Source organism: Bacillus sp. CCNWLW194, from assembly GCF_037120585.1.
In the GTDB taxonomy this organism is placed as follows: domain Bacteria; phylum Bacillota; class Bacilli; order Bacillales; family Bacillaceae_G; genus Bacillus_A; species Bacillus_A basilensis.
Genome location: NZ_JBBBBL010000004.1, coordinates 33,254 through 53,930, shown reverse-complemented (window position 1 = coordinate 53,930; position 20,677 = coordinate 33,254). Strand labels below are relative to the sequence as shown.

General features: G+C 31.2%; 31 protein-coding genes. 13 read left to right on the top strand and 18 right to left on the bottom strand.

All coding sequences use genetic code 11. The features are described from left to right. Positions 1 to 2: 2 nt before the first annotated feature. Positions 3 to 200 carry a hypothetical protein gene (locus V7S50_RS09430; protein ID WP_098297225.1) on the bottom strand — a complete coding sequence of 66 codons (198 nt, stop codon included), beginning with the start codon at positions 198 to 200 and terminating at the stop codon, positions 3 to 5. A gap of 244 nt (positions 201 to 444) precedes the next feature. On the opposite strand from V7S50_RS09430, the gene V7S50_RS09425 reads away from it, so the two are divergent. The 10 genes from V7S50_RS09425 to V7S50_RS09380 all read left to right on the top strand — a co-directional run bounded on the left by V7S50_RS09425 (position 445) and on the right by V7S50_RS09380 (position 3,821). After that, positions 445 to 663, top strand: coding sequence for a DeoR family transcriptional regulator (locus V7S50_RS09425; RefSeq protein ID WP_061662738.1), 219 nt, complete (start codon positions 445 to 447; stop codon positions 661 to 663). Between the two features lie 66 nt (positions 664 to 729). Then, the gene (locus V7S50_RS09420; RefSeq protein ID WP_336376202.1) at positions 730 to 963 is read left to right on the top strand and encodes a hypothetical protein; all 234 of its coding nucleotides are present in this window, start codon (positions 730 to 732) and stop codon (positions 961 to 963) included. Positions 964 to 1,001: 38 nt separating this feature from the next. Next, complete coding sequence (locus V7S50_RS09415; RefSeq protein ID WP_172796989.1) at positions 1,002 to 1,166, top strand: hypothetical protein; 165 nt, start codon at positions 1,002 to 1,004, stop codon at positions 1,164 to 1,166. A 47-nt stretch (positions 1,167 to 1,213) separates the two neighbouring features. Next, positions 1,214 to 1,528, top strand: a complete 315-nt coding sequence (locus tag V7S50_RS09410; RefSeq protein WP_336376203.1) for a hypothetical protein — start codon at positions 1,214 to 1,216, stop codon at positions 1,526 to 1,528. 52 nt (positions 1,529 to 1,580) lie between these two features. After that, entirely contained in the window at positions 1,581 to 1,793 is a 213-nt protein-coding gene (locus tag V7S50_RS09405; protein ID WP_242298842.1) for a hypothetical protein, read from the top strand. Positions 1,794 to 1,823: 30 nt separating this feature from the next. Next, the gene (locus V7S50_RS09400; protein ID WP_000864872.1) at positions 1,824 to 1,970 is read left to right on the top strand and encodes a hypothetical protein; all 147 of its coding nucleotides are present in this window, start codon (positions 1,824 to 1,826) and stop codon (positions 1,968 to 1,970) included. 282 nt (positions 1,971 to 2,252) lie between these two features. Further along, positions 2,253 to 2,558: a hypothetical protein gene (locus V7S50_RS09395; RefSeq protein WP_242298841.1), complete on the top strand. Its 306-nt coding sequence runs from the start codon at positions 2,253 to 2,255 to the stop codon at positions 2,556 to 2,558. Positions 2,559 to 2,600: 42 nt separating this feature from the next. Then, the gene (locus V7S50_RS09390; RefSeq protein WP_001208314.1) at positions 2,601 to 3,119 is read left to right on the top strand and encodes a YopX family protein; all 519 of its coding nucleotides are present in this window, start codon (positions 2,601 to 2,603) and stop codon (positions 3,117 to 3,119) included. A 74-nt stretch (positions 3,120 to 3,193) separates the two neighbouring features. Beyond that, the gene (locus V7S50_RS09385; protein WP_000452100.1) at positions 3,194 to 3,352 is read left to right on the top strand and encodes a hypothetical protein; all 159 of its coding nucleotides are present in this window, start codon (positions 3,194 to 3,196) and stop codon (positions 3,350 to 3,352) included. Between the two features lie 271 nt (positions 3,353 to 3,623). Continuing rightward, positions 3,624 to 3,821 carry a hypothetical protein gene (locus V7S50_RS09380; protein WP_000453185.1) on the top strand — a complete coding sequence of 66 codons (198 nt, stop codon included), beginning with the start codon at positions 3,624 to 3,626 and terminating at the stop codon, positions 3,819 to 3,821. A gap of 196 nt (positions 3,822 to 4,017) precedes the next feature. On the opposite strand, the gene V7S50_RS09375 is transcribed toward V7S50_RS09380, so the two are convergent. From V7S50_RS09375 to V7S50_RS09350, 6 genes are all read right to left on the bottom strand, one after another. Next, positions 4,018 to 4,251 carry a hypothetical protein gene (locus V7S50_RS09375; protein ID WP_086877571.1) on the bottom strand — a complete coding sequence of 78 codons (234 nt, stop codon included), beginning with the start codon at positions 4,249 to 4,251 and terminating at the stop codon, positions 4,018 to 4,020. A 22-nt stretch (positions 4,252 to 4,273) separates the two neighbouring features. Further along, positions 4,274 to 4,462, bottom strand: a complete 189-nt coding sequence (locus V7S50_RS09370) for a hypothetical protein (protein ID WP_086877573.1) — start codon at positions 4,460 to 4,462, stop codon at positions 4,274 to 4,276. Positions 4,463 to 4,594: 132 nt separating this feature from the next. Next, complete coding sequence (locus V7S50_RS09365) at positions 4,595 to 4,951, bottom strand: hypothetical protein (protein WP_098349617.1); 357 nt, start codon at positions 4,949 to 4,951, stop codon at positions 4,595 to 4,597. 68 nt (positions 4,952 to 5,019) lie between these two features. Further along, positions 5,020 to 5,532 carry a hypothetical protein gene (locus V7S50_RS09360; protein WP_336376204.1) on the bottom strand — a complete coding sequence of 171 codons (513 nt, stop codon included), beginning with the start codon at positions 5,530 to 5,532 and terminating at the stop codon, positions 5,020 to 5,022. Between the two features lie 123 nt (positions 5,533 to 5,655). Then, complete coding sequence (locus V7S50_RS09355; protein WP_336376205.1) at positions 5,656 to 6,249, bottom strand: hypothetical protein; 594 nt, start codon at positions 6,247 to 6,249, stop codon at positions 5,656 to 5,658. Between the two features lie 555 nt (positions 6,250 to 6,804). Continuing rightward, on the bottom strand, positions 6,805 to 7,164 hold the full coding sequence (locus V7S50_RS09350) for a hypothetical protein (RefSeq protein WP_336376206.1): 360 nt from the start codon (positions 7,162 to 7,164) through the stop codon (positions 6,805 to 6,807). A gap of 163 nt (positions 7,165 to 7,327) precedes the next feature. On the opposite strand from V7S50_RS09350, the gene V7S50_RS09345 reads away from it, so the two are divergent. The 3 genes from V7S50_RS09345 (at position 7,328) to V7S50_RS09335 (ending at position 11,605) form a co-directional block, all read left to right on the top strand. Continuing rightward, positions 7,328 to 8,755: a hypothetical protein gene (locus V7S50_RS09345; protein ID WP_061662749.1), complete on the top strand. Its 1,428-nt coding sequence runs from the start codon at positions 7,328 to 7,330 to the stop codon at positions 8,753 to 8,755. Positions 8,756 to 9,458: 703 nt separating this feature from the next. Then, positions 9,459 to 10,637: a hypothetical protein gene (locus V7S50_RS09340; RefSeq protein WP_336376207.1), complete on the top strand. Its 1,179-nt coding sequence runs from the start codon at positions 9,459 to 9,461 to the stop codon at positions 10,635 to 10,637. A gap of 554 nt (positions 10,638 to 11,191) precedes the next feature. Beyond that, entirely contained in the window at positions 11,192 to 11,605 is a 414-nt protein-coding gene (locus tag V7S50_RS09335; RefSeq protein WP_000669342.1) for a PH domain-containing protein, read from the top strand. A 60-nt stretch (positions 11,606 to 11,665) separates the two neighbouring features. Here the strand turns inward: V7S50_RS09335 and V7S50_RS09330 are convergent, their stop codons facing one another. From V7S50_RS09330 to V7S50_RS09280, 11 genes are all read right to left on the bottom strand, one after another. Continuing rightward, a complete protein-coding gene (locus V7S50_RS09330; protein ID WP_336376208.1) occupies positions 11,666 to 12,211 on the bottom strand; it encodes a hypothetical protein in 546 nt (181 codons plus the stop codon). A 113-nt stretch (positions 12,212 to 12,324) separates the two neighbouring features. Beyond that, positions 12,325 to 12,885: a 3'-5' exonuclease gene (locus V7S50_RS09325; RefSeq protein WP_336376209.1), complete on the bottom strand. Its 561-nt coding sequence runs from the start codon at positions 12,883 to 12,885 to the stop codon at positions 12,325 to 12,327. A gap of 15 nt (positions 12,886 to 12,900) precedes the next feature. Beyond that, complete coding sequence (locus V7S50_RS09320) at positions 12,901 to 13,425, bottom strand: hypothetical protein (protein ID WP_336376210.1); 525 nt, start codon at positions 13,423 to 13,425, stop codon at positions 12,901 to 12,903. A 109-nt stretch (positions 13,426 to 13,534) separates the two neighbouring features. Further along, on the bottom strand, positions 13,535 to 14,707 hold the full coding sequence (locus V7S50_RS09315) for an RtcB family protein (protein WP_336376211.1): 1,173 nt from the start codon (positions 14,705 to 14,707) through the stop codon (positions 13,535 to 13,537). 43 nt (positions 14,708 to 14,750) lie between these two features. Further along, a complete protein-coding gene (locus V7S50_RS09310) occupies positions 14,751 to 15,464 on the bottom strand; it encodes a hypothetical protein (protein ID WP_336376212.1) in 714 nt (237 codons plus the stop codon). 142 nt (positions 15,465 to 15,606) lie between these two features. Further along, positions 15,607 to 16,605, bottom strand: coding sequence for a DevR family CRISPR-associated autoregulator (locus V7S50_RS09305; RefSeq protein WP_336376213.1), 999 nt, complete (start codon positions 16,603 to 16,605; stop codon positions 15,607 to 15,609). A 24-nt stretch (positions 16,606 to 16,629) separates the two neighbouring features. Then, a complete protein-coding gene (locus tag V7S50_RS09300) occupies positions 16,630 to 18,012 on the bottom strand; it encodes a hypothetical protein (RefSeq protein WP_336376214.1) in 1,383 nt (460 codons plus the stop codon). Next, positions 18,013 to 18,663 carry a CRISPR-associated endoribonuclease Cas6 gene (locus tag V7S50_RS09295; RefSeq protein ID WP_080451506.1) on the bottom strand — a complete coding sequence of 217 codons (651 nt, stop codon included), beginning with the start codon at positions 18,661 to 18,663 and terminating at the stop codon, positions 18,013 to 18,015. It abuts the gene before it with no gap. 208 nt (positions 18,664 to 18,871) lie between these two features. After that, a complete protein-coding gene (locus V7S50_RS09290) occupies positions 18,872 to 19,432 on the bottom strand; it encodes a hypothetical protein (protein WP_336376215.1) in 561 nt (186 codons plus the stop codon). A 126-nt stretch (positions 19,433 to 19,558) separates the two neighbouring features. Next, entirely contained in the window at positions 19,559 to 20,161 is a 603-nt protein-coding gene (gene fic / locus V7S50_RS09285; RefSeq protein WP_000243323.1) for a protein adenylyltransferase Fic, read from the bottom strand. Positions 20,162 to 20,299: 138 nt separating this feature from the next. Next, positions 20,300 to 20,662 (bottom strand): hypothetical protein, encoded by a 363-nt coding sequence (locus V7S50_RS09280; protein ID WP_000060400.1) that lies wholly within the window; start codon positions 20,660 to 20,662, stop codon positions 20,300 to 20,302. Positions 20,663 to 20,677 lie beyond the last annotated feature (15 nt).

Below are 20,677 nucleotides of genomic sequence, written 5' to 3'. Positions count from 1 at the left end.
CCTTAACACCCCTTACTCATCATTGTTTTCACACGACTATATAAAAAAATACCAATACCTACCCAAGAAACATATCCAATACTACAAATTACAAATTGTAGAAATTCACTATCTATCATCCGTGCAACATTTGAGATTCTATCGCTAATAATTACATAACTCATTAATAAAAAAATAATTGTTAAACTCCTGTTACGCACTATCCTATCCCCTTTAAAAGTTATTTTTTAAAATACCTGTTTTTTATAATCCCTATATTATAGATAAGCTTCATAGAAAATATTTGTAAAAACACTTTTCATTTCAAAATGAATGATGTATACTTTTCTTTGACAATAGTCAAAATAAATATAAGTTATTATTTATAGTCAAAATAAATATTATATAAAGGTATATATATATAAAAGGTATTCAAACTGAATTTATTTTAAGGAGATGTTTTTAATGAAAAAACAAACGAAACATATGTTGAATCGTTGCAAATCTATTTATCTATTCATTCGCAAGGAAGGCAGTGTAACTACAAAAAAATTGCAAGATGAATTTGGAGTTTGCCAACGCACGATTCAACGAGACATGTTAGTCCTTCAACATAACGCTCTGGTTTCTCACGATAATCGAGGAAATTGGAAAATCACAGATAGAAAAGTAAAAGTTGCCTAATTCATATTTCGCAACTTTTCTTTTTAACATTGTATCTAAAGAGTTTTAGAAAGGACGGAAAATCGTATGGTTCAAGAATTGGAAAAGAAATTGAAAGAAATTTTATTCTGCAAAAAGTGTCTAAAAGAAACACTGTCCTTATGGAGTCATGAAACTATCGAATATGTAAAAGAAGATGAGCAATTCATGTATTTTGCTATTTCCTCAGAAAACAAACCTTCTGTTTTCTATCGAGTGGATGACGATATGGATACGTTTAAATTAGAAAATGGTGAATGGAAATATATCTCCACCATCTAATTTGCAATAAATAAGAATTTATGAGGAGTTGATTCATTATGGTGATGTTTGTTCTACATATGGATGATACTCCCTTTTTTAACTTTAATATTGATTGTCAACAGTTTAAAAAAGGTGAAGTCATTACAAATGCTCATTTAGATGGTTCATATATAGTCGTCCATTGCGACCCTGCAACCGTCACAGTAAAACCTGTTTCATAAGTGATGTATACAGTAAAACAATATATCTAAAAAGTGGGGAATTATAGATGGAGATTTATAAAGTTGCTGAAGTGGATATGTATGGTTGCGAGACAAAACCACAATTCTTTCAATTATGGAATGATGCTGAAAAAGAGTTCAATAAACGAATGAAAGAATTGCAAGAAAAATTAGATGTTGCAAAATCCGATGATGAATTAATGTATGGTACACATCCAGTTCATATCAGAGCAAAAAGGGATGAAATTCTAAATCATCCTCCTGCACTAAAAGAAGGAGTTATTAACTACTGGTTTTCTTGTAAAGGTGATTGGGACATGGCTTACATAACAGTGGTCATTGAACCAATTCAAGTTTTATAACAAAAGCATGTATGTAATAGCTTAAAATTCTCTAAACAAGGAGTGACTTATGATGTCAAGGATTCATATAAACGTTACAGAAGGTGATTTCATTTTTGCTGAATGGAAAGATGAAGACTGGAAACGGTTCAAAAAGAAAGTTCATGAACTAAGAGTAAATGGTTATCGAAAAGTAAATGAATTTAATGATTTTCTTAACTCTTATCAAGTTTACAGAAAAGGGAAATCCAAAAAACGAGTTACTGTAACAATGATGCGTGTGTAATATTTAGGTAAATGAAAAGGAGGATTACTAATGAAAGTAATATACGAAGAAGAAGAATTAAAAGTATTAACAATTGACTTCTCTAACTCATCTTTGAAACTCGACAAAGGAGAAGGATATTTTGTATGGGTTCGATTTGATGAGGTCATATGTACAGAGGTTCAATTAACAGAGTAATTTTGGATTTAGATACAAGTAAATGATTTACCGTCATTTGTAGAAAAACAATAATAATTTAAGAAAGGAAAATTTACTATGAAAAATATCACAAATGGAAAATTCACTTGCACCTGCACAAAATGCGGAAAGGACAATGTAGTAATGCGTATTTCTCATGTTACTACCAGTAAGTATGGTGAACCTGAAACCCTTACGAAATTAAAGCTGTGCTGTACGAATAATGATTGCAAAGCAGAGTGGGAAGAACTTTATTAAGTAGCTTATAGAGGTGAAAATAAATTGTTAGAAAAACATGACATGATTTTAGGTGCAATAGCTTGTGTTTTAATTGTTTTACTTGCTATAGGTTTAGGTATAGATAGTTATAACAGTCCAAAACAAGTATATAAAATTGAGTATATTGATATTAACAATCAAAAACAAATCATATACGCAGATACATATAGGACAGACGATGGTTACATTACCTATAAAGAAGTTAATCATTCAGAATATAAGACAATCAGTGGTCGTATTGAAATAGAACCTTACAAACGTTTGACTTATAAGGAAATGGAAAAACATGAATTCCCCAAAAATAAGTAAATAAAATATTTACGATAAAAGAAAATGAAGTGAGGAATTATTTTGAGAGAGAAAAAATTTCGTTATACATTCAAGCATATTGCTACAGATAATATTGAAAGAAAAATATATACGTTAAGTCAATTGGAAACACGGAACGCATCTGAATTATCACCTTGTTTCAACTCTGAATTTGGTTATGAGCTTATAGGAAGAGATGAATTCACAGGGCTTAAAGATAAACTTGGTAATGATATATATGAAGAAGATTTAATTGAACGAAATGATGGGCAAATAAGACGTGTATACTGGCATGATAAATTTGCTGATTGGGTTGCTACTGATTTTGGAGATTCGTTATATCTATTTGCAGATGAGAGTGAAGTAGTTGGTACTACACGAGGAACAATGAAAATAGCATACATTATTAACGAAGATGGAACATCAAATGAGAATTTCATCATTGAATTAAAAGATTATAAAAAAGGAGTTATCATCGAAAACTATGGTGAAAAGTTTGAAGTTGTAAGTGATAATACTTCAACAGTAAGTATCCTTAGGATTAGTGAAGAAAATAAATAATTTATTTAGATAAATGTATTATTTGAATAGTTTATTATATGATTTTAATTTCATTAAGGAATGAGGAACGAGAAATGGAAGTTATATATACACAATGGCATAACAATTATGACAACTTGGTTTTAAATGAGAAATATACAGCGACTTTATATAAAAAAGGATGGTTGCTCATAGAAACAGGATTGTACCAGAAAGCATTATATCGTGAAGAATGCTTTACCGTAGTTAAGTAATATTTAATAAAATTGTTATTAATAATACAGTTTTAAACTTTATTGCGAAGAGAGGTAATAAGAATAGGTTACAATTTATATTTTTCTATAGATGAGGATGATAAAGCCATATTGCTACATTTAGGTAATGGCATTATTATTTCATTTGCGACTTTAGGTGAATACGAGGATTTTATTAAGGACATGGATTCAATGAAAAATGAAATTGAAGAGAATTTATAACAAATATGAAATTTGTTTTGAGTAAAAAATACATAGAATAGGTGATTATATGGAAGTAAAAGAAAGAAAAACATTAGTTGTTGGTGATAAATTGATGGCATTGCATGATGAAAAGTTGTTTGACCATGTTACAAAGGACAAAGTATATCCTGTTATGAAGGTAACTGGTACTGGGTTTTACATCGTGAATGATAATGGAGTTGAGTGTTTTCCTATCGGAGTTCGCTTTAAAATTATTACTGAATAAAAATATTCTTTCGAGGTGAGTAAAATGAAAAATTTATTAAATAAAAAACTTCCACTTAACGGATGGACTATGATTACTATATTTTCAATTATTACTTTGGAAATCATATTTTTTGTGAGCTACTTCAAGTTTATAAAATAGACAGTATTTATGTAAAAAAAAAGAGCGTCCTAAAAGGATACTCTTTTTTTACTGTTTACATCGCCATATGATTTACTCTTTCTTCCTGCTTCATATGTTTTGGTTTCATTTTATCTACAAGTTTTTTAAGCTTCTTAAAACAAAATAGTTGCAATACGGAAATCACACCACACATTGCTACATATCCCATATCTCCATTTAAGAAGTTATTGAGAGCATGTAATCCTGTATATGGTATTGATAAAAGAATGTTTGTTGGTAATATTTTTGCTATTTTATATTTCAACATTATCTATTCTCCTTTTCCGCTATTATGCTTGCACACTATTTGTTTTATTTTGAGTAGAAATTACCTTGTACTCAATCACCTCCCACATTCGCATTACTGCTTTTGTAATAGTCCATTCAGGGTTTCCTGCATATTTTAGTATTACGTGCTTTCTCACACTTCCTAAAACATCCTTACCTGCTATACACTGAACTACATACAAATTCCTCATTCAATCAATCTCCTTTTTTTAACTAAGTGTTTGAAACTACCTGTTTTATAGTTGTCCATTTATTATATGCACTTACTATTCTTTCAATAAAAAATAAAAGCAGACAAATTAAAATTGTCTACTTTGTAAAAATTATTCATTTATAATCTCATAAAATACTTTTGCCAGTTTTCTTAGTGTCATTTCTTTTTCTGTTCGCATATATTGTTTTGGTGTTAATGAAATTGTCTTACTACTTCCTATATCCATCTGTTTATCTGCATCCGTTAGAGAAATCTGCAATTCATAGATAAATTCCCCTTCACGGACATCCATTCTTTTCGTTAAAAACGCCCTGTATTCTGCTACACATTCTTGTTCTTTGTATAGTTCTATTTCAATCATTGTATTATCACTTAGAAACGGTAGCCATTTACACGCTAACATATCCTCATTTTCCATCGTCATAAATACCCATTTATCATCTCTATTATATTTTTTGATTTTCATGGTCGATTCCCCTTTTATATATTTTAAAAAAACAGGAATGTAACAAACATCCCTGTATATGTGTTTTCTCAGTATGAAAATACTTCATTCTCATCATTAATTTCACAACCGCATTCCCCACATTTTTTACCATCAGAATATTCATTAGTGATACTCTTCTGATAGTCTCCATCTGCAAAGTCCCATTGAATAGTTTCTCCTTGATGCTCAGTGATAGAAGTCATGCCTTTACCACACGCAGGACAAACGTATTTTCCATCTAACTGTTGTGCTAAGTTATTAGACACAGTAAAGAAAAATCCTAATTCATCTTCTCCCATAATTACTTCACAAATACTTGTCCCATTCAAATGAGGATGTGTTTCATCAATCTTACGTCCCTCTTCTTCTTTAAACGTGACAACAATATCCAATACAGTATCATTTTCTGTTTCTTTATCCTTACCATAAAGTACAGCATCTATTGTACCAAATAAGCCTTCATAATCCGAATCCTTTAATGCTACAACTTCCATACCTGGTTCTACTTGAGGTAATAATGGATATGCTTTTAATTCAACCTTTGTAAATGTGTTTGTCATAACATGACACTCCTTTTTAATTAAGTTTTGTACTACCTGTTTTCTTTATAACTTCTTATTATATGCTCTGTTTATATATGTAATAAAAAAACAGATGAAAATATCCATCCGTTTTTGAAAGTTTTATTTTAAGTCCTTACACAAATACTTCTTCTCTATAACCTTGTCCACATCAATATCTGGATATGGAATGCGGTTAGTGTTCAGAAATCTATCCAAGATACTTTTATGGATTGGGTCAATTCCTGCATCTTCCATTAGCTTTCCGTACTTAGCTTTTATAACAAGCATTTCCTGATAAACTTCCTTATATTTCTCTGGTATGCTACTTCCTTCATGCTCTCTCTCATATCCTCTTCCATTAATACTATAATCTTTTGATACATTTAATGAGCAACGTTTGTCATCATCGTACTTACTTTGTACTGACAATTCCATATCTCCTACATTTGTATTGACATACAGACCATTTCCCCATGCTCCACCAATTCGAATTCGGAATTTTCCTTCTTTAAACTCTGCTCCATGAATACTATTGAAATATTCATATTGCGTCATACCATGGTAGATTTCACGTTCAATGTCTCTTTTGCAATCCTCAATTTTCGAAGCAATATTTCTCTTCTTTTGGTCTAAGATTTGTGCTTCTTTATCAAGCTCCATTAATTCATTTTCAAGATGTTTCTTTTCTAATTTTTTAGCCTCAATAGTGTTCATTTTTCTTTTCTCCTTTAGAATCAATTTTTTAAAATACCTGTTATTTATATAGCTATATATTATATGCTAACACAAATATTACATCACCTGTTTACGAATTTTAATTATATTATTCGAATAAAATAATTAATACTTCAAAAGAATTGCCTGATAAAAATTACATACGAAATAGGATATTTTTTACATCAGAGGAAGAAAAACAAATCACTAAGGAAACTTGTAAGATGATTGATGCTAAAAACCAAGCCTAATTGAAAAATATAAAATAAATAAGAAAAAAGACTTGTGAATAATTACAAAAAATCGTGTTGATTAAGGAAAGTATTAAGCAAGGAAAAATGTCTACAATTCCTTTTATATCAGTGGATTTCATAGATTTTATTTTTACAATGTATGTAATATCGTAAATTTGATGTTCAATATACCTATTAACATATATTAATTTAGATGAAATATTAATATACAATGAGAATGCCTGTTATTGACGAAATATTAAGTCTTAATTGAGCAAATAAAAAAACTTCTATAAGAATAGAAGTTTTAAGTTGCGTAAAATTAGCTAAATTTCTTAACCAATTCTGCTACATATGTTTCTTCATGGTTTTGAACTTCAAGCCATCTACGTCTATTTGTCTGAATCATTTCTACAGATTCTTCGGACTCAACTTTTTCAATTAAACCTAAAAAGTGTTGATTCTTTTTCACAATCATATACTCTTTCTTAATTGATTCAATTAATTCTGCCAATGCTACTAATGAACCTGCTGAACCTTTATTTATAAATCTTTTTATTTCTTCTTTCTGCATTAACGCACAAACAACAAAAGAAGTAGGTTCATCTGTTTTTACAATATCCCTAATATGTTGTTCCCATCCTTTCAAAAACTCATTTACCATTGTTTGTTCATTATTCATCATCATTCTCTCCTCAATTATTGAATTTTTTTAAATACCTAATTTATATAAACTATTGTATAATACTTAGATTGCAGAAGAGATATAACATATCTTCCTTCACATCCATAAAAAAATACGGTACAATTTTTTATAAGAATGTAATAGAAAGGAGCTATTTCATTTGTTTGAAACAGACGTCCTAATCAAAAAAGTAATAGATAAGATTTCTAAAACAACATTATTAGAAAAAATGGAAGACAAAAATCTTGGTGATATTGAGGATATCATTTCTTACATATATAAAGAACATTTTGAAAATAAAGATGCAAAAGAAACATTAATTAAGGTAAAGAAAGATTCCGTAAATCGAACAAAGAGAAGATGGACACAAAATGCTATCAAGGATTATGACAAGAAAGTAAATCGAAAAAACAAAAAGGAACTTCTGGGTGAGTTCGAGCTACTAAACGATTATTATGAGAAGAATGGTAAAGAGCTTTTCTTAAAACAATTCAATAATCATCCAAATCCCGAATCTGTCATTGAAGAACGCAAACAACTTTTACTGGTATGGAGTGAATCTGATGAGAAATCACTTTCCAGCTACCCTTATCTTCATCAAAAAACAAAGAAACAAGTGGAAACAGCTATTTTTACAGATATTACAATGATTGTAGGAATGACATTATTAGAGGAAGAACGGAATTCTTATTCTACCAATATTGTCGTAGAAAGCCCCTTCTCTGCTATTGAGTATCCCATTTTTGGTAATGTAAGAGGTAAGGTAAAAGTAAATGACCATAAAGAAAAAAATACAAATGAATCTGATTTTTATGCTGATGAATACAGCCTATCAGATGGAAATAAATTCGATATTCTTATCAGTAAAGACTATGTTGATGAGTTAAATCATAACGTAAAAGATTTAGACCCTTTCGACTACAAGTTATTCTTAGAAGTGATGAGTCATAGGGATGAAACTTTTACTACACAACGCACAATCATTGTTACAATTGGTGATTTAGTAAAGAAGCTATATACATCTGATGGGAAAAAGAACTACACCGCAGTTTCGGAACGATTGCTCAAGATGGGTAATTTTAGATTTACAAACATGAAAGATGATGGCGAGGTTAACTTAGTTGGTGTGTTTTCAGATGTTAAACTAACACCAATATCAAATGGTAACGTGGTTGCAAGAATTGTAGTTGCGGATAGTATGTACCAGAACTATATACAACGCCAAACTGTTTTGGTATATAAACAAAAAGTTGATGAATTAAAAGTTGATTTAGCCCATCATCTGGTTTTTGTACTTCAAAAAGAACGAATGATATGCTATCAAACAAGTGGTTCATATAAAATCTCAAGAGATTTAATATATTTTGCAGGAAGTATCCGATTCAAGAAGAGAAGTAAGCCTGAAAATATAAAAGAAATTGAAAAAGCATTTGACGAAATTATAGAGAAACAAATCATTGTAAAAGCATATAGAAGGATTCGTGACACGTTCCATATCGAATTCTATCCAGTGGAAGAACAGGAAGCCAAAGACTTATTAGAAACAAATTACAAAGACATTCCGATGGGATTAAACACACCGTTATAGGGTGTGTTTTTTATTTATTTGTATTTTTTGCTCTGCTAATGTGTATTTTTGCTCCTAACTCCCGTACCAATACGTAATTTTGCTCTTAACCTCCGTACTAATATGCAGTTTTGTTTTTAAAACCGCTAATTCTCCGTACTAATATGTAATTTTGCTCTTAATCTCCGTACTGATATGCAGTTCATTTACATTCATGGACTTTTTTAAAAAATAAATTGTGAACATTTTGTGTCTAAACCTCCTATTTTTCATAATATTGCTCTCTGCCTCCGTACCGATATGCAGTTTTGTTCTTAAAACCGCTAATTCTCCGTACCAATATGTAATTTTGCTCTTAACTTCCGTACCAATATGCAGTTTCTCTTAAAAATTTGTGATTATCCCCTGTATTAATTGTCAGTTTTTTCTAAAACTAAACACAATTTTGCTCTTAATCTCCGTACTAATATGTAATTTTGCTCCTAATATGCTTAATTCTCCGTACCAATATGCAGTTGTGCTCTTAATCTCCGTACTAATATGTAGTTTTGCTCCTTAACTCCGTACCAATATGCAGTTTTGAAAAACAAGCTATGAAGCCTATTGTTATCACGTTTCTACAAAAAATGCTCCTAACTTCCGTACTAATATGCAGTTTTACAATGTTAGCCAAAATTTACTATACTTAATCGTAGATTATTGTCGGAGAAAGGAGGAATAAGGAATGAGCAAACCTACACTAACAATTAAAAGACATACTTTGATTGCAAATAAGCTCTTAGTACTATTCAGTGGTTTAAGCCGAAATACAAAAGTAGATGATAAGTACTATTACGAAAAACATGCTTTCGGGATTGACAGTAAGTTTTTACCTATCCCTGGTGAATTCAAATGGACAAGTTCTTTAATTAAACAAGTAATCGCATATGTTGCTAAATCAAATAGTGAAGGATTCATTTCTTTCCTTTCTGAAGAAGAGTTAGCGAATACAATTCACTGCTCTGTTCGTACTATACGCAATAACAATAAACTTTTAGAAGATAAAGGCATTATTCGTTGGGATAGAATTTTTGGTGAATATATCAAGGTAGAACTGGTGGATTATTTATTACAGTTCTTAGACCTACAACCGAAAGATATCGCAAACATAAAAAAAGATGATGTATTTGCAGAGGTAAAGGAATACATAGCAAATGTGAAAGTTGATTTATTAGGTGAAGAATTAACTGATTATGTTTCAAAAGGTGGATATACATCAATTTCCGATGACGTTATTTATGAGTTGTTCAAAATTAAAGATGTGAACGTGCTTAGACTGGCTATGAGGGCTCTTTATTCCTTTGAAAAAGAAGTAAATGTAAAAGAGAATTCGGAAGCTGTCGTTTCCTACAGTGAAATTAAGAATGTATTACCTCCGTATATTGGGTATAAGTCTGCTATTCGCAAGATGGCCGACAAACTTTCGCATATCTTCCAATTAGAATTATTCGAAGGCAATCAATGTATTCGTACCTTCTTTGAAGAAAAGAAAGCGAATAAATCAATCGAAAATAAAATCAAAGATGGTTTCGTCTTATCCTTTAACCTTGTCGGAACAAAACATAGCAAACAACAAAAGAGAACTGAAGCAATTCTCGGTGTATTTGAGTTCAACAAATTTGCTCGCAACATCGAATCATGGGGTGGCTCTTTAGATATTACAGAAAAGCATATCAAATCACTTGTTTATGAGTTTGGTTTGGACTCTCTAAATAAAACAATCGTATCTATTGAAAAGAACATTAATGAATCTATTAAAACATTAAACGATTCAAAAGGATTCCTCGATAGAATGAAAGAGAATACATATGGTTTCATACGCAATATTGCAAATGGGTATTATCAGGCAAAAATTACAGCTTAAATACCCCCTCTTTCCCATGCCCTTTTTTAAGAAATATACCTTTTTCTCGCCTTTACAAGTCAGAATATTCAGTCCTTAATTTTTTCTTTTCCGTATTCACACTAATTATACCGAAAAAATTTTTGAACATCGTACAAAATAGGATTTATTTTACATCCAAGGAAAAAAATCAAATTCTTAAAGAAGAATATAAAATTATTAGAGATAAAAAACAGATAGAATTGAAAATTATAGAGTAAACAAGAAAAAAGTAGTGTGAATAATTACAAGAAATGATGTTTATTATGGAAGGTATCAAGCAAGAAAAAACAACGACAAACCCTTTTGTATCAAGGGATTGAAGATATTTCATTTTTACAATGTATTTAATGTGTTGAATTTGAGTCTCAATATACCTATTAATCTTTATTAATACTGATTAAATATTACTTATGAATGAACTAATGGTTGTATTTTCTGAATACTTCGATTTCCTTTGTATAAGGACCTTTCAAAGATATATAAAACTGTAAAATGTTATATAATAAAATCAAGATACATAGGAGGTGATATAGATGAAGTTTAAAATAAAACACAGTCCAATTCCTGTAGCAATAGCTTTGATGTTTATGCCTTTAATATTTAGTATTCTGTTCAGTAACCACAATAATATTGGTTCAGTAAGTTTAATGCTATTTAGTCTCGTTACATTCTTATCTGTCTTTACATCTTCTTATGAGATTACTGATAAAAGTCTCATTCTAAAATACATGTGGTTTAATAAAGAAATTCCTTTTGAAGACATTCGTCATTTACGTTATTCAGGAAAACCTTCCAATTCACAAAAATGGTCCTTGCAGAAAATAGAGGTCATGTATGGCATGTATGAAACATATTCTATTGGTGTGCCACGAGAAGAGGAAAAATTCCTTCAAATGTTACAAGAAAAATGTCCTCAAATGAAGGTAATGGATAGACCTGTAATGTAACAGAAAGTTTTAGAGAATGAAAAATAGCCATCCTTTTAAAGGAGTGGCTATTTTATTTGATTACTTTTGCAATTCGATAGTTGCATAAAATTCCTTATTATGAAACATGTCGAATCGACCTACTATGTAAACTGGATATTCTTTAATCGTTAATAAAGGCTTTGATGAATCAAATTTTTTATTAACAACCTCTGCTAATTTTGAAATCAACTCTATAAATAATTCTTTTGATGGCTGTATTTTTGCTTTTTGATTAGATTCTATATCCCCAACGTAAAGGATATCTTCATTTGTAAAGGAAAAATGTACAAACCCTTCAGTAATAAACGGAGCTAAAAAACTATTATTTAGAATCTTCAACAATTCCACACTATTAGCAGTGCCCATATGCATTTGAGGATTTAATTTCTTTTTCAGTACTTGTGCAATGTCTTCTATATTCGCTTTTCGGTAATGGGATGCCGTTACATCAAAAGCTCTGGTACTTTCATTCAAGATATTTTTCCCATAATAAGAATCACCAAAATTTTCGGTTAAAATTTCTGTGATTAGATAAACACTCTGTTCATCAGTTGCATAAATAAATTCATTTGCATTAAATCGCATTTAATAACCCTCCTGCTCTTCTGTAGCCAATTTGTTTGTGTTTAGTAGTTTTATATCATGTAAATAGCAGAATCCCCTATATGGAGCTCCTGCTATGTGTGTAGAGAGTATGTTTAATTCATCAACTCATGTTTCCAACCAAAGTGAATCATATGACTTGCAATTTTAGATATATTACGAGCGTCATCAATGCCTCTATGATGAGTTCCCTCTAATGATAAATGATGCATTTTTAAAGCACGTTCCATCCCCATAGGGCGTTGTCTTGTCCAATTTCCATGTTCATGCTTTAGACTAATATGAGCATGTCCAAATGGATAATCTAAACCGAATCTATCACAAACTGATTTAAATTGTTTTTTATCATAGAATCCCCAAGAAGCAAATACGCAATCATATTTATTGTATAATGAAGCTATTTCATTCAGAGCATCTTTAATGGATTTTCCATTGTTCACTTCATCCTGCCTAATCGTAGTTAAATGCAAACAATATTCGCTCAAGGTAGGAAATAGAACAGGCTTCACAAAGGTCTGATACTCTTCTACAATTTCAAATGTTTCTGTATTTAATACGACTGCACCGATTTCAATAATTTCTGAGAAAAAATTGTGAGGTTCTGTTCCTCGTTTGAAGCAAGTAGATTCTAAATCAATAATAAGTAAATGTTTCATGTTGTTCCCCTCTTCCTATTGTTGTACGGGTAATATTTCAGGATTGTCGTATTCATTCCCTATTACTCTTGCACCTTTTCCGATTATATATTTTAAAAATCGCAATCCATTATCACGAAAGCTAAAGATAGATTTATCTTCTTCATCAACTTTGTAGTATTCACATTCAGTCAAAAATTGATTATTTCGTTTTAAATATCCCTCATACTTTACTTCCATAACATCTGAGACGAAAATATGAATAATTACTTCATCAATATTATGCTCTTTCATTATTTGTCCTGCATTTGAGTTCCAAAATCCCTCATTTTCATCAATTAATTTTCTTTCTAAAATTAGAAAATCCCCTTCAAAAACTTTCTTTTCTTCAGCAGAGATTTCGTTAAGTCCAATCCACTGGTTTACTGTTTCAGGAATAACTGGTGCTGATTGATGGTGCTCATCAATAAAAAACTGTTTTTCAGTATAATTTGAAATGAGTGAGCCATATAACCATTGATTATCAGTTGTACTTTTCCCTCGGAATAATACTTTTTTCATTTTTTAACCCCTTTTTAGACTATAGTTTATTAAGTTTATTTATTTAATGAAATATATTTTACTTAAAAGAAGAGGAGGTAACCTCTTCTTTTTCCTATAAAAGTATTTTTTAATTTGCTTTGAAGTTATATACTGGCTTAATGATTTTTTCAATATGAACAGAGTCTTGAATATTTGTCATGATTTCATCCATAGGTTTGTAAGCCATAGGACTTTCATCGAGGGTACTTTGACCTACTGATGAGCTCCAAACATGCTTCATTGTGTCTTCATATTCATCTAAAGATAGTTGTTCTTTTGCCATTGACCGACTCATTAATCTTCCTGCCCCATGTGGACCAGAAAAGTTCCAGTCAGGATTCCCTTTGCCATAACATATTAAACTACCATCTCTCATATTAATTGGAATAATGACCTTTTCATCTTTTTGAGCAGAGATAGCCCCTTTTCTCAAAATCATGTTTTCTAAATCAATATAGTTATGGATGGTTGTAAACTCTTCTACTACGGTTAAATCCATATGCCGAATAATTACATTCATCATTGCTTTTCTATTTATTTCAGCAAATTGTTGAGCAATTCGCATGTCATGTAAATAGTCATTCAATGCTGAACCCTCTAAGTAAGCTAATTCTTTCTTAATTTTAGAGTGTATAGTTTTCTTTGTAACAAGATTTCCTTCAGCAAATAACACTCTACCTGCTTCTTCTTTTGCTTGATTCATATACGTTAATGCATCATAAGCTTTTTCTTGATAGAATTTTGCTACTTGTCCACCTAAGTATCTGCTTCCTGAATGAATAACAATGTACATATTACCCTCATCATCTTGATTGCACTCAATAAAATGATTTCCAGAGCCTAAGGAACCAATATTTAGTTGAGCACGTTGAATCTTCACAATATCAGCACAACGCAATTCTTTTAGGTTAATTAGTTTGGCAAACTCATGATTGTTCCCTCTAATAGAAGCTCCATAAGGTACATATTTACGAATAACATCATCTAATAATTCAAAGTTCATTTCTTTTTCTTTTAATTTTACAGTATACATGCCACAACCAATATCTGTTCCAACTAAAGAAGGAGCAACTGCATCCTGAATGGTCATTGTTGTTCCAATCGTACATCCTTTCCCATAATGAGTATCTGGCATAATACGAATCTTACTATCCCGTACAAAATCTTGATTACACAATTCAATAACTTGAGCAATTGTCTCCTGTTCTACATTTTCTGTAAAAACTTTTGCGGATGTAAATTTCCCTTGCAATTCAATCATTCTCTCACTTCCCTTTTATTTGTTTTATATTATTTATGGATGATTAGGCTACCATCTGCATAGGAGTTCTTGTAATTACAACCTCATTACAAGGAACGACTTCCTCAACGTAACAAATCCTTTTCCTATTTACGTTCTTTAATTTATCACTAAAGATATATACATTTTCAAATTTTGTTCCCTTATCTTTTTTCCCTTTTGCATCAAGATTTGTAACCCAATCATATAATTCAAATAACTCAACATCGTATCCTTTAGAACTATCCCATTCTACCAATACGTGTTCCATCTCACGCACCTTCTCAATACTAACTAAAGACACATGACTTTCGCTGTTCCCAATTCGGTCAATGTTGTATAAATAAGCAAATAAATTAGGGATAGACTCATCTATATAAAATACAAGATGTTTCACATTTACAAATTCACGAATACCGACAGTTGTCAAAGCATTCACATCGTCAAAGGTTTGTACTTTGTCTGTATCTTTACTTCTCATAGAGTTGTTTGTAAGCATGGTAATCTTTTGTTGTGTTTTATGGAGTTTATCTGGATGCTGAATGAAAATTTGAGCATTTTTAATTTTATAGAATAAATCTTCAGCTTTTTGTTTGCCACTTCTCTCAATAACGGAAGCTAAGATTGCTCCACGAATCGTTGATAACATCGGATGCTCATAACTACGAGCAAGCAAATGGCTATCTTTATATTTCTTCAATGAAAATAATGAGTTTACTTTATAAGTAATTTTTAGCATGTTCTATCATCCTTTTTTATCTGCGCTAAACATAAGGCAAGAAGGGATTGAATCCCTTCTTTCACCAATTCGCTTTATTGTACAATTGTTCTTTTTCTAAATCTTGGTGTTCAAATCTAAATTCAGTTTCTCTCCTGTTATCTTATTTGCTTGTTTCTGCAAATTGAGAGTTAATAAAATTCATATTCCGTTCAATCATAAAGTCAAGGTATTCATCAGCTAATAATGTCTCCATGACTTTGTTGAGTTCTGTAATATCTTTGAACTCATGAGAAACCTCAGATAAGTCTTTATGAATGCTGATAAAATCATCATTTAAAGCAGAGTATTTTGTCATTAAATCTACTGCATTTGTTTTCTCCGTTACAATACCTGTTACTTTAATTAAGTGAGGCATGTTACTGGAACATTTTGCACCATGAATATCTAAAATTGTATTGCGGAAAGCAATTAGAGCTTTCTTGATACGACTCTTAATTAGCTCTTTATCTTCAGAGATGTATGTTTGACGTTCATCATCAAAACCAATACGAGATAAATTCATTTGTGTTCCTAAAGCATATTCAGAAGAACGCAATGTGCCATGGAATAACATTTGTGTATTTTGGTCTTTATTTGTATTTGCATCGGATGTTGTATCTTCTTTTTGTTTTGGTTTTGAATTCTTTTCTGTAGGGTCAACACGACTATGTAAGACTGTATATGGAGCAGGCCCTTTTGACTGAATGCCCCAAGAGAAGCTAACTGTTTTTTCACGTTTCTCATTTGCACCTTTACCTGCATTCATAAAGCCCATGATGTCATCAATTACACAGTTTTTCACTCGATTTCCACTCGCAGACAAAGTAGTATCAATTTCACGAACTGCCCCATTTCGCATGGGAGACATGATTTTACATGTACTACAAATTTCATCTACATTTGATAAAGCACGTAGATTTGATGCGAATACATGACTTAGCATAGGTCCAGATAGTGCATTTCGGATATCTCCATCTGTTAAAGTAACAACTCGTCCTTTTGTCACGTTACCAATTGTATCTTCGTTATTTAAAGCCTCTGCCACAAGTTCTACTCGTAAAGCAAAGTGTAATTTCCACATATAATCTTCAGTTGTAATTTTCGTTAAATCTCGTTTCATGGTTCGTTTCCTCCGTATGTAAGCTTATGCAACATTTTTTGTTAGATTTTGATTTTCTTCCACATTTTTATATTCAGGGTTCCCATTTTCATCTGTTAGAATATAAGCCTGATTATTATCTAAAGAAATCTTTTCATTCTTCTGCACTTTCTCTTTGTAAGTGTTTGAAGATAATAGAATGAGGTTTGAAAGTGTTTTTAATTTCACACCATCATTTAAAAGGCTCATTAATTCATTCATATTTTCGTCATTTAACAAGTACGTTTTGTAATTCCTGTTATATAAGAGAGACATTTCTTGTAATACCTCGATAAGGTCTTCCTCATGTACACATGACATAAGAGACACCTGCAATGAATATCCCTTTTTGTCCCGAACTAAACGATTTAAGCCTCGTCCTAATTTTGTAATTACTTCAGCGTTATAAATGTCTTGGAATGCATTCAATTTTAATAACTCCTTTGCAGTGTTCTCACTAATCGTTTCATTTCGTTTTACGTATTGCTGTATCATTTTAAACAGGCTATCTTCATCTGGATTTAAAACATATGAAGCAGTTGCATATTTACAATCCCGATTCACAGTAGAATAGGTAACTTTTTTCAATAGTTCTTCTAATGATTTTTCGTTTAAATTAAGAATGGTAAATACCTTCACCTTATCCATTAATGGTTTGTTATTTGTGGGTACAACCTGCATCACCCATAATCCATCATAGTTATTTGAAATTTGCTCACCCTTCAAATATTGAATGATTTCCAGATAAATACGTGACAAGGTAACCACCTTTGAATCATCTCGGATTTTTCTAAGAGATTTTATCTCTCCCGTTTCTTTGTCAACGTAAGAAAATAATTCGATTTTTAAAACATCTTCAATTTCTTTTGGTTCTAACAACCAACTAATTTCAACCTCATCACTGAGACGCACATAACTGGATGCATAATGAAATCCTAAAAAAGAAAGGAATTTTTCAAAGGGATAAACCCTTTCCGATTTAGGCGCTTTATAAGAGCGAAGTCCTTTGCTATAAAAACAAGTCCCTACATATAAAGCCCCTTCATCACGTTTGTACGATGAAATAATTGATTCATCCAATGTTTCATAGTATTTGAAGATGTTGTCCAGGTTCTGTTCACATTCAAAAAATTCTTGTATTTTTGCTAATAATTTTTCGATTTCAGATTTATTAATAGTAGAATTCAAGTTATTTACTTTTTCAAAAGGCAAATCATCCAAGAAGAATTCAACATAATCCACCTCATCGTAAATCTCGATTAAATAACATGCTTTCTTGTTACTTAATTTACAAGAAACATCATTTTGTCGAAGAATGGCTAATAAGCCGTAGGCAATACAAAGTTCTTGGATAGGATTCTCTACCTTTAGAATCTTTAATTGTTTCATTTAAACAGCCTCCCAAAGTAATCCATGAGCGGTTGCTGTATTTTCACCAAATCCAACTTCATAGAGAGCCTGAATTGCTTCATAGTCGCCTTTGACTAACAAAACAGATTTCCATGATGGGATATAGATGTCGTCTTTGTAATGAGTAGAAACAGGTGTTTTTTGAATGATTTCAAAATGAATGTCACCATCAATCCCCAATACTTTTAATTTTCTTTGAGAAATTTCTTTTAAACGTTCCTCAATTTCTTTCTCATCTTCAATGCGTACTTTTGTACCATCAATGGTATAGCTTGTAATGACTTTTCCTTTTAAAATATATTTCTCTTTTTTAGGCAATTCAGGGATTGTAATAATGTTTGTAATAGAAAGCATCATATCTCCAACTCGTTTCATGTTGGATACCTCGATACTATCAATAACCTCTTGAATCAAATGGTTCATTCCTGATAAATAAAAATGAAAAGTATCCTCATTTATGTAGATATTTGAAAATGTAAACAATCGAAACTTTTTAGATTGCTGATTGTGAATTTTTTTCGCTCTATCAGGATTCATCGTTCCTAATAACATTGAATACATTTCATGAGTATAAAATACTTTCTCATGATTTGTTTTAGAAAGAATCTTGCCAGAAACTTTAATCCTCATATATAAATACCTCCTTCAGTAGTTAATGTGTATGTCAAGACGAAACTTGTCCTATATATTTTGACTATAGGGAGATTATAATATTTTTATTAACTATAGTCAATGAAAACAAAAGAGAAAAGGGAACCTTATAAGGTTCCCTTTTATTTCTTAATCTATTTTTCATTAATTTGTTTTTAGTTATATATCATTTTACAAAAAACAGGTATTATATTTTCTCAGTTTCTTTTTCACCGTATTTCTTCATGAAGTCTTTGAAAGGTAATTTGTCTATTACGGTTTTTTCGTCCATTGGTGCAACAACTTCCTGCTCATCAAAGACCCCTTTTTTAGCTACCCTTGAAGAAATATCAACTGCTTTATCAGATAGAACAACTATAACAAAACCTCGTAATCCCTTTTCTGCAAAATAGGCTGAACCGATTACATCAGTGCTTTTTGTAAATGATGACCAATGATTATTAAAGTCAATTGCTTTAACATTATTGTCAGTTCGCCAGTTTTTATGTGCTTCTTCAAAGACTTTAGGGTAAGTGGGTTGGTCATCATAATCAGTTCGTTGTGGTTCGTCATTTCCACCAGTATGAACTCTAAATAGCAACGTTTCAGGCTCGACTATTAAATCTTTTAACTCATCATTGTTATTCTGTAACTCTTCAAATACTTTTGTCCATTTTTCGTCAAATTCAGTCGAACTTTCATCATTTTTAGCACCTATGCTTCGTTCGTGCCAATCAAAAATTATTTTCTCTATTTCCTCTATTTTCATATGTATTCACTACCTTTTCTCTATATAGTTTTTGGCATTAGGTTTTAGGGCTAAGTTTCCTATATCAGATTTTTAAGGCAGGTTTAGTCAGGTTTTTCATTATCAAATATGATGCTTTTGATATTCCTATAAATCCTCTGTTTTAAACTCTGTATAACCCTCATAGTAATAACTTGCGTCAATTCCTTTAAACAGACTTTCCATACTCAAGTCGTCCGTCAGGGCGTTCTGTACAAGGTACTTAAGCTCTCCAGTGCTTACACTGCTTCTAATCATGGCGTTCAAATACTCGTCTTTGTCTATAATATTCCAGTCCACGATTTTGCCCAGTTCCTGCTTGAGCATACAATCGAGCCATATTCTCATTGAACGACCATTTCCCTCTCGAAAAGGGTGTGCCACATTCATGTCAGCGTACTTGTCAAGAATTTCGTCAAAAGTCTTGTGTGGCAATTCATCAATGTATTTCAGCGACTGCTCTAAGAAAATACGAGGTGCAAACTGGAAATTACCTTTTGCAATATTGACCTCTCTCATCTTACCCGCAAAGCTATAAATTTCAGAGAAAAGATGTTTATGTATATCAGCTAAACCTTTGAATGTGCCGACCTCGATTTCATCAATTTTGCCCGTATCAAATAGCTCTTTGGCTTTAATTTTTGACAGGCGTTCTTCCTCACGAGCAAGTTCGGCTGAGTTCGTCAAACCAAGTTTATTTTTCAGTACCATTCTTAACACCCCATTTTTCTCAACGTATTACTCTTAATGTTTATTTTAGCATGAAATGAAAAGCCAGTAGATACATTCTACTGACTTTCTAAAACATATTGATATATATATACTTTCTTTGGTTAGCTATCATTCTGTTTAATATCCCCAATATTGAATATTGAATCCATTTGGTGTCAGTGGTTTATCGAAAACTATTAATCGAAACTTATCATTTCTAAACATAATAGGTTGATTATTTTCATCAGGTATAAGCATATTTTGTGTGCTCCTTTCAAATCCTTTCAGTACATCTAAACAATCATTTCCTTGAATGACCCCAAAATCCTCACATTGTTCATTTAAAATTCCGTGAGTAACAAGTCTGCCATTTCTAATGATAGGTTTCTCTAACTCTTTTACAACCCCAAGGAATAAAGGTTTTCCCTCAATGATACAGAATTCTTTTATATTTTTATTAGCATCCATTAACGCCATTAATTTTTCATATGTTAAAGACATGTCCCTCATCTCCTA

Excerpts from the sequence above, each read along its gene's own strand:
- V7S50_RS09425 (WP_061662738.1), top strand. The coding sequence starts at position 445 with ATGAAAAAACAAACGAAACATATGTTGAATCGTTGCAAATCTATTTAT.
- V7S50_RS09420 (WP_336376202.1), top strand. The coding sequence starts at position 730 with ATGGTTCAAGAATTGGAAAAGAAATTGAAAGAAATTTTATTCTGCAAA.
- V7S50_RS09415 (WP_172796989.1), top strand. The coding sequence starts at position 1,002 with ATGGTGATGTTTGTTCTACATATGGATGATACTCCCTTTTTTAACTTT.
- V7S50_RS09410 (WP_336376203.1), top strand. The coding sequence starts at position 1,214 with ATGGAGATTTATAAAGTTGCTGAAGTGGATATGTATGGTTGCGAGACA.
- V7S50_RS09405 (WP_242298842.1), top strand. The coding sequence starts at position 1,581 with ATGTCAAGGATTCATATAAACGTTACAGAAGGTGATTTCATTTTTGCT.
- V7S50_RS09400 (WP_000864872.1), top strand. The coding sequence starts at position 1,824 with ATGAAAGTAATATACGAAGAAGAAGAATTAAAAGTATTAACAATTGAC.
- V7S50_RS09385 (WP_000452100.1), top strand. The coding sequence starts at position 3,194 with ATGGAAGTTATATATACACAATGGCATAACAATTATGACAACTTGGTT.
- V7S50_RS09380 (WP_000453185.1), top strand. The coding sequence starts at position 3,624 with ATGGAAGTAAAAGAAAGAAAAACATTAGTTGTTGGTGATAAATTGATG.
- V7S50_RS09375 (WP_086877571.1), bottom strand. The coding sequence starts at position 4,251 with ATGTTGAAATATAAAATAGCAAAAATATTACCAACAAACATTCTTTTA.
- V7S50_RS09370 (WP_086877573.1), bottom strand. The coding sequence starts at position 4,462 with ATGAGGAATTTGTATGTAGTTCAGTGTATAGCAGGTAAGGATGTTTTA.
- V7S50_RS09365 (WP_098349617.1), bottom strand. The coding sequence starts at position 4,951 with ATGAAAATCAAAAAATATAATAGAGATGATAAATGGGTATTTATGACG.
- V7S50_RS09360 (WP_336376204.1), bottom strand. The coding sequence starts at position 5,532 with ATGACAAACACATTTACAAAGGTTGAATTAAAAGCATATCCATTATTA.
- V7S50_RS09355 (WP_336376205.1), bottom strand. The coding sequence starts at position 6,249 with ATGAACACTATTGAGGCTAAAAAATTAGAAAAGAAACATCTTGAAAAT.
- V7S50_RS09350 (WP_336376206.1), bottom strand. The coding sequence starts at position 7,164 with ATGAATAATGAACAAACAATGGTAAATGAGTTTTTGAAAGGATGGGAA.
- V7S50_RS09340 (WP_336376207.1), top strand. The coding sequence starts at position 9,459 with ATGAGCAAACCTACACTAACAATTAAAAGACATACTTTGATTGCAAAT.
- V7S50_RS09335 (WP_000669342.1), top strand. The coding sequence starts at position 11,192 with ATGAAGTTTAAAATAAAACACAGTCCAATTCCTGTAGCAATAGCTTTG.
- V7S50_RS09330 (WP_336376208.1), bottom strand. The coding sequence starts at position 12,211 with ATGCGATTTAATGCAAATGAATTTATTTATGCAACTGATGAACAGAGT.
- V7S50_RS09325 (WP_336376209.1), bottom strand. The coding sequence starts at position 12,885 with ATGAAACATTTACTTATTATTGATTTAGAATCTACTTGCTTCAAACGA.
- V7S50_RS09320 (WP_336376210.1), bottom strand. The coding sequence starts at position 13,425 with ATGAAAAAAGTATTATTCCGAGGGAAAAGTACAACTGATAATCAATGG.
- V7S50_RS09315 (WP_336376211.1), bottom strand. The coding sequence starts at position 14,707 with ATGATTGAATTGCAAGGGAAATTTACATCCGCAAAAGTTTTTACAGAA.
- V7S50_RS09310 (WP_336376212.1), bottom strand. The coding sequence starts at position 15,464 with ATGCTAAAAATTACTTATAAAGTAAACTCATTATTTTCATTGAAGAAA.
- V7S50_RS09305 (WP_336376213.1), bottom strand. The coding sequence starts at position 16,605 with ATGAAACGAGATTTAACGAAAATTACAACTGAAGATTATATGTGGAAA.
- V7S50_RS09300 (WP_336376214.1), bottom strand. The coding sequence starts at position 18,012 with ATGAAACAATTAAAGATTCTAAAGGTAGAGAATCCTATCCAAGAACTT.
- V7S50_RS09295 (WP_080451506.1), bottom strand. The coding sequence starts at position 18,663 with ATGAGGATTAAAGTTTCTGGCAAGATTCTTTCTAAAACAAATCATGAG.
- V7S50_RS09290 (WP_336376215.1), bottom strand. The coding sequence starts at position 19,432 with ATGAAAATAGAGGAAATAGAGAAAATAATTTTTGATTGGCACGAACGA.
- fic (WP_000243323.1), bottom strand. The coding sequence starts at position 20,161 with ATGGTACTGAAAAATAAACTTGGTTTGACGAACTCAGCCGAACTTGCT.
- V7S50_RS09280 (WP_000060400.1), bottom strand. The coding sequence starts at position 20,662 with ATGTCTTTAACATATGAAAAATTAATGGCGTTAATGGATGCTAATAAA.